Origin of the sequence: Pseudoalteromonas sp. Cn5-37 (assembly GCF_021532495.1) — a bacterium.
GTDB lineage: Bacteria > Pseudomonadota > Gammaproteobacteria > Enterobacterales > Alteromonadaceae > Pseudoalteromonas > Pseudoalteromonas simplex.
The window spans coordinates 1-7,160 of the sequence record NZ_JAKGBA010000056.1 but is presented as its reverse complement, the minus strand read 5'-3'; the positions used below and the strand labels follow the sequence as shown (position 1 = coordinate 7,160).

11 protein-coding genes are annotated in these 7,160 nt (G+C 40.2%); all 11 read right to left on the bottom strand.

All coding sequences use genetic code 11. The features are described 5' to 3' along the window. Positions 1 to 282 precede the first annotated feature (282 nt). The 11 genes from L1266_RS21550 to L1266_RS21500 all read right to left on the bottom strand — a co-directional run bounded on the left by L1266_RS21550 (position 283) and on the right by L1266_RS21500 (position 6,668). Positions 283 to 633 (bottom strand): hypothetical protein, encoded by a 351-nt coding sequence (locus L1266_RS21550; RefSeq protein WP_004589646.1) that lies wholly within the window; start codon positions 631 to 633, stop codon positions 283 to 285. A gap of 50 nt (positions 634 to 683) precedes the next feature. Next, on the bottom strand, positions 684 to 1,055 hold the full coding sequence (locus tag L1266_RS21545) for a cation transporter (RefSeq protein WP_235378325.1): 372 nt from the start codon (positions 1,053 to 1,055) through the stop codon (positions 684 to 686). A gap of 10 nt (positions 1,056 to 1,065) precedes the next feature. Next, complete coding sequence (locus tag L1266_RS21540) at positions 1,066 to 1,488, bottom strand: hypothetical protein (protein ID WP_008467863.1); 423 nt, start codon at positions 1,486 to 1,488, stop codon at positions 1,066 to 1,068. After that, positions 1,472 to 2,137: a methyltransferase family protein gene (locus L1266_RS21535; RefSeq protein WP_063529850.1), complete on the bottom strand. Its 666-nt coding sequence runs from the start codon at positions 2,135 to 2,137 to the stop codon at positions 1,472 to 1,474. The genes L1266_RS21540 and L1266_RS21535 overlap by 17 nt, the downstream gene beginning before the upstream one ends. After that, positions 2,130 to 2,465, bottom strand: a complete 336-nt coding sequence (locus tag L1266_RS21530; protein ID WP_063529849.1) for a DUF2933 domain-containing protein — start codon at positions 2,463 to 2,465, stop codon at positions 2,130 to 2,132. Before L1266_RS21530 ends, L1266_RS21535 begins: the two co-directional genes overlap by 8 nt. Then, complete coding sequence (locus L1266_RS21525) at positions 2,455 to 2,643, bottom strand: hypothetical protein (RefSeq protein ID WP_199524944.1); 189 nt, start codon at positions 2,641 to 2,643, stop codon at positions 2,455 to 2,457. The genes L1266_RS21530 and L1266_RS21525 overlap by 11 nt, the downstream gene beginning before the upstream one ends. Before the next feature lie 15 nt (positions 2,644 to 2,658). Then, positions 2,659 to 2,808, bottom strand: a complete 150-nt coding sequence (locus L1266_RS21520; RefSeq protein ID WP_212748213.1) for a P-II family nitrogen regulator — start codon at positions 2,806 to 2,808, stop codon at positions 2,659 to 2,661. Positions 2,809 to 2,816: 8 nt separating this feature from the next. Continuing rightward, complete coding sequence (locus L1266_RS21515; RefSeq protein WP_063529848.1) at positions 2,817 to 3,170, bottom strand: cupredoxin domain-containing protein; 354 nt, start codon at positions 3,168 to 3,170, stop codon at positions 2,817 to 2,819. 11 nt (positions 3,171 to 3,181) lie between these two features. After that, positions 3,182 to 5,425, bottom strand: coding sequence for a heavy metal translocating P-type ATPase (locus L1266_RS21510; RefSeq protein ID WP_235378324.1), 2,244 nt, complete (start codon positions 5,423 to 5,425; stop codon positions 3,182 to 3,184). A 101-nt stretch (positions 5,426 to 5,526) separates the two neighbouring features. Further along, positions 5,527 to 5,940, bottom strand: a complete 414-nt coding sequence (locus tag L1266_RS21505; protein WP_016708244.1) for a MerR family transcriptional regulator — start codon at positions 5,938 to 5,940, stop codon at positions 5,527 to 5,529. 305 nt (positions 5,941 to 6,245) lie between these two features. After that, entirely contained in the window at positions 6,246 to 6,668 is a 423-nt protein-coding gene (locus L1266_RS21500; protein WP_063529247.1) for a hypothetical protein, read from the bottom strand. Positions 6,669 to 7,160 lie beyond the last annotated feature (492 nt).

Sequence of the window (7,160 nt, the reverse complement as noted above, 5' to 3'; positions counted from 1 at the left end):
ATAAAAATGCTATTTTGTTCATACTCAATGCGGTTGTTGATTGGTTATGTTTGGCGACTGATCTGATCGCGCAAACCGCATTGAGTTCCCTTCCTCGGGTGATCTACTATTTGGAACAGCTATTTAGGATGCCAGCCCATACCTTTCTAATTCATATGTAACATTTTTTCTGTCGTACTGGCATCAAGATAACCAGAACTGAGCAAACAATCTCAAAGGTTGTACAAAATAACACTAAAGTTTTATTGTTATGCTCTTGTGGTGGCTTTCGCCACCACTTTATTAGTTTTCAAGTTCCACCATATCTTTCGCTGCAATGTCACCAGACACTAGCTTTACAGTTGCGAAATGATCATTCACAATTTTAGTAATTTGTACCGTTCCTACCTTTTCGATAGTGTAGGGATCTTCACCTTCACTCAATACTATTCTTTCATGGAATCTAATAACACTGTATTTTTGCCCAACCTCTGCGCCATGCTTAGCACCAATACAGATTAGAGTTCGATTATCAGAACTTTCTACTACCTGACCTCTCATCATGTATTTATGATAAAAAGTGGTATTGGAACAACCCACTAAATATAAACCGAATGTAAGCAATAAAAGAGCTTTTATATAGGGTGTTTTCATCACTGTTACCTCATTTGACTAACTAATTATCTATACACTTTTTTATGAATTCATTTGTTTTTCCGGCCAGCCCCCGAAGGTGCTTGATGACAACTCCAAGGCTTATGAACAGAGTTATCTTTGATGTTCTGATCAACAAATTTATAGTAACTTTCTTTAGTATGTGTCCACCAATCATTATGAACATCTGCGCCATACTTACGGATTACCTCCTCAATCCCATCAAGGCTTACGTTTGCGGCATCATAGGCAAGGTGTATTTCACCTTCTTTGATGTTGTAACTAACTTCATCTATACCAAAAAGCTGATCTATTTCTTTTACTAACTCGTCACAGCTTTCTTCTGTGACATTGCTAAGCTTTAGATTTCGAACAACTAAATTTTGCTCTCTAACGCCAACTCTACGATCTAAATCGCTCATAATTTTTCTCCTAATGTTTGTGTGAATGCTGTTGATTGCTATCTTTCATTTCTTCCATTTTGCGGTTCATCTGCGGCATCATGTTCCCCATCATTTCTAAATGATGTTCAGCCATCTTGATTTGTTGATGCATTGGCATTTCTTCCATGTTTTTGTGCATCGATTGCATCATCTTCATCATTGAACGGTGATGTTCAACCATCATCTGCTGTTGCTTTTCAGGATCTTTTTCAGTTTTAATGGCATGGACTTCCTTTTTCATTTCCATCATCTTTTTGTGCATTTCTCCCATGTTCTCATGTGGTATTGCCATGCCTTGATGCATATCAGCTTTGTTCGCACCTTCATGTTTATGCTCATTGTTTTGGGCAAATGAGCTAGTGGTTATCAGTAGTGAACTAATAAATAAAATTGATTTAGTTAACGTTTTCATGATTTTTACCTTCTACACTTTTATTAAAATTTGGGATCCAACTTGGTGTCGATTCCATATACCTGTGGTACTCCGAACCAAACTCAGCAATCGCTTGTGCTTCTTCGCGTTTCGCTAGCTTGACGTAAACAACGACTAAGATCGGAAACATCGCAAGTGTTGGGATTGTCGGCCACTGCAATAAAAAGCCGAACATGATTAGAATGAAAGCTACATACTGTGGGTGGCGACACCTTGCATACCATCCAGTTGTAGCCAATTGATGATGCTTTTGCGCGTGATGCAATACATTCCATGCTGAAGACAACATAAAGAAACCTGCAACAATAAACACCATACTCACTATATGAAATGGGTCCCAATGGGCATCACCTTGAAATCCAAAGAAAGTATGTAATAAATGCCCATTCTCATGCGCAAAGAAATTTACTTCTGGATAGGTCTCCGTCAGCCACCCCGACAGAAAATAGATAGTTAAAGGAAAGCCATACATTTCAGTAAATAGGGCAACAATAAAGGCGGAGAACGCTCCAAGGCTTCGCCAATCAGTAGATGTTTTTGGTTTGACAAAACTAAAGGCAAAAAAGATAAAAATTGCTGAGTTCAGTATCACCATTGACCATAAGCCATAATCATATGTCTCATTCATCACTGTTCTCCTTTTTATGTGATTCCTTACGTCCTTCTTCTAAACCTTGTATGTAGCCGTCACGATAGGCAGCATTTTTATCCGTGAGTTCTTGAAAGCTCTCTTCCTTTTTCTCATCAGGCGCATGTGAATGATCGTGGCCATGTTTGCCATGACTGCCATGCATAAATACGTGCATCAACGGGCATAGCAATAAAATCAAATAAGGAAGAAATTGCAGTACATGCTGTCCATGTTCAAAGATTAAAAAATAGGTGGCTGCGGCAATAAGCACCAATGCAGCCCAACCCGTGGGTGTTGACCAAAATTTAGGGTGCTCATTTTTCATATTGGCCTCCTATTGACCTTAAATCTTCCGCTGAAGCTTCAGACTTAGAATTTATCCAGAAGAGATTATCCACAGGGGAGATACTAACTAGTCCTTCTCCTTCAACGTTGGTATACGCTGCATCAAGCAAAACTTTAGCAACATGTTCTGCATCATCAAAAGCAACATAAATTGTCATAACTATATGTGCTGATTAGTGATTTCTGTTGTAAGTATCAGCATATGCACCTCTGCCCGTTGCTTTATGAATGGTAAAGCCTTTATAGCCATGTGAAAGTAGTGCCTCTTCTACTCGTGTTAACACCATTTCATCGAAAATGGCGGTCACTTTTTTCATGTTCATAAACCCTCCTAAACAACCTTTAAGACACCGCGATACATTTGCATCTGACAATGAAACTCATGCTCTCCCGGTGATAAGTTCAATAAGGTAATTTGAGTAATTTCATTTAATTTAAGCTGCTCGCTTATCTCCAATGATGGAATAAGCATTGTTTCAGCGCAGGGTGATTGATCTTTGCGCATAAACTTCAGAGTGACAGGTTGACTAGCAGACACTTGGATTGAGGATGGTGAATACACGCCATCCCTCACTTCAATGAGTACTTCATTACCTTGAACAATTGTTTTATTGGGTTTGTATAGCCAAAACCACCAAACAATCAGTGCGATTAACACTAAGCCTAATAAGTTAATTAACATCATCGTGTTTCTCCTTAATTCTCTTTTGCTTTAAACAAGCGAAGTCGATTTGCATTTGACACGACAGTCAATGACGAAAACGCCATTGCAGCACCTGCAATTACAGGGCTAAGCAGAATGCCAAAGAAGGGATATAGAACCCCCGCAGCAAAAGGAATCCCGGCTACGTTATAGACAAACGCGCCAAACAAGTTTTGTTTTATATTTCGTAAAGTAGCTTTGCTTACCGCTATGGCATCAGCTAGGCCATGAAGTGAACCACGCATTAGGGTAATGTCAGCACTTTCGATAGCTACATCAGTCCCTGTGCCTATGGCGAAGCCAACATCGGCTAACGCTAGCGCAGGAGCATCGTTGATGCCATCTCCTGTCATACCAACAATTTCGCCGCCTTCTTGTAGCTCTTTCACCTTGTTGGCTTTATCTTCTGGCAGCACTTCAGCAAGAAACTCACTAATACCCGCTTTTTTGGCAACAGCAGCAGCGGTTTCCTTGTTATCACCCGTTAACATGATGACGCGTATACCATTAGCCTGAAGTCGTTTGATAGCAGAGATTGAGTCTGACTTGATAGGATCTGCAACAGCAATGATTGCTGCAAGTTCACCATCTACAGCAAAGTACATAGGTGTTTTGGCTTCTTTGGCTAAAGACTGCGCTTGTTCAACAAAGCCTGTGAGGTCTATGCCTTTTAACTTCATTAGTTTATCGTTTCCGAAAAGCAGAGCTTTATTGTTGCAGTTTGCTTCTACACCAAAACCCGTAATGGCGTTAAACGCTTCAATTTTTAGTAACTCAATATCCTTATCTAACGCACTTTCAACAATCGCTTGCGCTAAAGGGTGCTCTGAGCCGCTCTCTAAACTTGCAGCAAGCTGTAGTACGTCTTTTTCGTCCGTAGCTTTTGCTAAAACAATATCGGTTACCTTAGGTGCCCCTTCAGTAATAGTGCCCGTTTTATCTAAAATCATGGCAGTGATTTTAGAGGCGGTTTGCAGTGCCTCACCGTTTCGAATTAGCACGCCTGCTTCTGCGGCCTTTCCTACTCCGACCATGACAGACATGGGCGTTGCCAAGCCCAAAGCACATGGGCAGGCAATAATGAGTACAGTAGTTGCTGATACGATGGCAAAAGCAATTGCTGGCTCAGGTCCAAAGTTAAGCCATGCTAGCGCACTTAACACAGAGATGATCATGACAACAGGAACGAAAAAAGCTGAAATAACATCAGCCAAGCGGCCAATCGGCGGTTTAGAATTTTGTGCTCGTTTCACCATATTGATGATTTGCGCAAGCGCCGTGTCTTTTCCAACACGTGTGGCTTTAAACATAATCATGCCTGATTTGTTCAAAGTACCAGCGACAACCTCATCTTCTTCGGCTTTTTCAACAGGCATAGGCTCGCCTGTCAGCATGGACTCATCAATAGAGGTGTGCCCTTCCAATACCACACCATCGACGGGAATTTTTTCGCCCGGTTTTACCTTTACAATATCGTTAAGTAAAACCAGCTCAATACCAATCTGAACTTCTTTGCTATCACGAACTACGGTTGCCGTTTTGGCCTGCAAGCCGATAAGACGCTTAATGGCCTCAGAGGTTTTACCTCTGGCTTTTATTTCTAATGCCAGACCTAAATCAATTAAGCCAATGATCATGGCGGTAGCTTCAAAATAAACATGCCGTGCCATTAATGGAACGGCGTCAGGTGCAAACACGACAACCATCGAATACACCCAAGCTGTACCTGTTCCTAAAGCTATTAAAGTGTCCATATTAGCGGAGTGGTTTTTAAAGCTTTTCCAAGCGCCAACATAAAAATGCTTACCTGAAAAATACATAACACCAAAAGTTAAAATGCCTACAACCAGCCAAGACATGCGTTCAAGGTTTGTTTCAACCGTCATTTCTCCAACCACAATGCTGTAGATCATCAAAGGAACGCCGAGTGAAAGGGCAATAAACGTATCGCGCATTAGCTTTTTGTAATATGCCCAATCCGCCGCCTCTTTCTCATCAAGCGCATCTGTTGCTGAGCTATCATCAATTGGCTTCGCGTTATACCCCACTGACTCAACAGCTTTGATCAATTCTTCTGTTTTAGCTGTCCCATAAACTGTTACTGTCCTATCAGCAAAATTCATTTCCGCACTGACGACTCCAAGAGTTGCCTTCAACGCCCCTTCAATTTTGCCTACACAGCTAGCACACCCAGCGCCTTCAATGATAAGCTGTTGGTTATGTGATACTTTCTCCAACGTATTCTCCTTACTTTTACACGAAGAGGATTGAGCTTTTGCCTTACAGCAACAGCCTGATTCAGTTTTTATATTTGTGTTAGTAGCCACCCTTTTTCCTCCTATGCTTTTTTAATTTGCTCAAAGTTTTCGATGAGATGACAAACCATGTTTGCAGTCGGTGCTTTGTCTTCCATTTCTTCCCATTGAGAAAGCGCAGAAGACATTTTTCCTCGAAGTGCCAACATTGCTTGAAACTGCTTTTCTGTTTCTTCAAGCCGCTCTTTGATCAGGCTTCTGACTAATGGGCACGCACTTTTACCATCTTCAGATTCATTAATAATTTCCTTGATATCTGCAACGGAAAAACCAAGGTTTCTGGCACTTAAAATGAATTTAAGTCTCGATACTTCTTTATTCGAGTATGACTTGTAGCCGTTCACTGACTTAGCTGGTTTTAACAATCCTAATCTGGTGTAATAGCGCACCGTATCAGCAGTCGTTCCAAGGCTTTTTGCCAGCTCTGCAACTTTCATGTTCACTCCTTAGTTCTTCACCTAAGTTTGTAATCTCACCTACAGCTTAGACCTGTGTCTAAGACACAGGTCAAGTGATTATTCGTGATTAATAATGCAAAAGCTAAAAACTAATTTTTTGGTAAAAGAGAAATCTCGGTCAAAATCGACAGCATTAAGTACTGTAAATAGCAATAGTTTGAGCATTTTCATAATGCCTTTCCAAATATCGTACTAATCGTTCAAAACAATTGGTTATTTAAACCAATGAAAAAATCATTCTATTTTGATGGGAGTGGCGAAAAAAAGACGCACTGTTCCCGTGATTAGCCAATAATTGGTGGACGATAAAGTAAGAGATGGATACCAGATTTTGGTAGGGGTGTACGCTGTAGAATTAGCTCAGAATGAATATTGCAAATACCTTCGTCTTGCGCTTCCACAAGATAGGCATTTAAATGAAAGCTTGTACAAAAACCGCCTTCACAACAAACACAATCACCAGCTTTACATTTTTCACAGTCTTCATCACCATGACGGTTTTTAGAATCTTGCGAATTTTCAGTGTGATAGTGACTATTGTCAATCATTGATTGATGATGCATATTTTTGCTTGGTTGTATAATATGCGTGTCGGATGAGCCATTATGATGCTCTTCACAATTCATTGGTTTAGCAATAGCAAAGCCATGCTGCGTAAGCAACAGAGTAATTACCACTATTTTAAACCACTTGAAAAGTCCAAACATTATCATTCCTTCTTTAGCACCTACAATATTAGCCACTTTGTAAAAATAATTTTATGATCTTGATCAAACTTTGAACTAAAACCTAAACTTTTTACTTTTTACTTTTTACTTTTTACTTTTTACTTTTTTAAACAGCTTAAACTTAACAAGTATAAAAGGGGTGTCTAATTTATACTCATGAGATTGAAGCCAAGCATGAGCACCATTAAAAAAAATAAAAACCCTACGCTCATAACTAGATATTGAGTAATGGATCATTTTTCCAATTGTTCAGCTTTAAGCGCAGTACTTTGCAACAATCGGTTCTATCCCGGGCACATCCTATTCCCGTTCATCAAAAGTGATAAAATGGCCTATTGTACGTCTGTGAACTACTCGCGCCTAAAGGCATCGAGCTTCCAAGATAATAGCCTAAGCTACTAACCTTTCTTTTTTGACGCTTCGTTGGACACCGCTAGTCGAGCTTTTGACTCGGCTAGTCTTACGATTGCC

Excerpts from the sequence above, each read along its gene's own strand:
- L1266_RS21550 (WP_004589646.1), bottom strand. The coding sequence starts at position 633 with ATGAAAACACCCTATATAAAAGCTCTTTTATTGCTTACATTCGGTTTA.
- L1266_RS21545 (WP_235378325.1), bottom strand. The coding sequence starts at position 1,055 with ATGAGCGATTTAGATCGTAGAGTTGGCGTTAGAGAGCAAAATTTAGTT.
- L1266_RS21540 (WP_008467863.1), bottom strand. The coding sequence starts at position 1,488 with ATGAAAACGTTAACTAAATCAATTTTATTTATTAGTTCACTACTGATA.
- L1266_RS21535 (WP_063529850.1), bottom strand. The coding sequence starts at position 2,137 with ATGAATGAGACATATGATTATGGCTTATGGTCAATGGTGATACTGAAC.
- L1266_RS21530 (WP_063529849.1), bottom strand. The coding sequence starts at position 2,465 with ATGAAAAATGAGCACCCTAAATTTTGGTCAACACCCACGGGTTGGGCT.
- L1266_RS21525 (WP_199524944.1), bottom strand. The coding sequence starts at position 2,643 with ATGACAATTTATGTTGCTTTTGATGATGCAGAACATGTTGCTAAAGTT.
- L1266_RS21520 (WP_212748213.1), bottom strand. The coding sequence starts at position 2,808 with ATGAACATGAAAAAAGTGACCGCCATTTTCGATGAAATGGTGTTAACA.
- L1266_RS21515 (WP_063529848.1), bottom strand. The coding sequence starts at position 3,170 with ATGATGTTAATTAACTTATTAGGCTTAGTGTTAATCGCACTGATTGTT.
- L1266_RS21505 (WP_016708244.1), bottom strand. The coding sequence starts at position 5,940 with ATGAAAGTTGCAGAGCTGGCAAAAAGCCTTGGAACGACTGCTGATACG.
- L1266_RS21500 (WP_063529247.1), bottom strand. The coding sequence starts at position 6,668 with ATGTTTGGACTTTTCAAGTGGTTTAAAATAGTGGTAATTACTCTGTTG.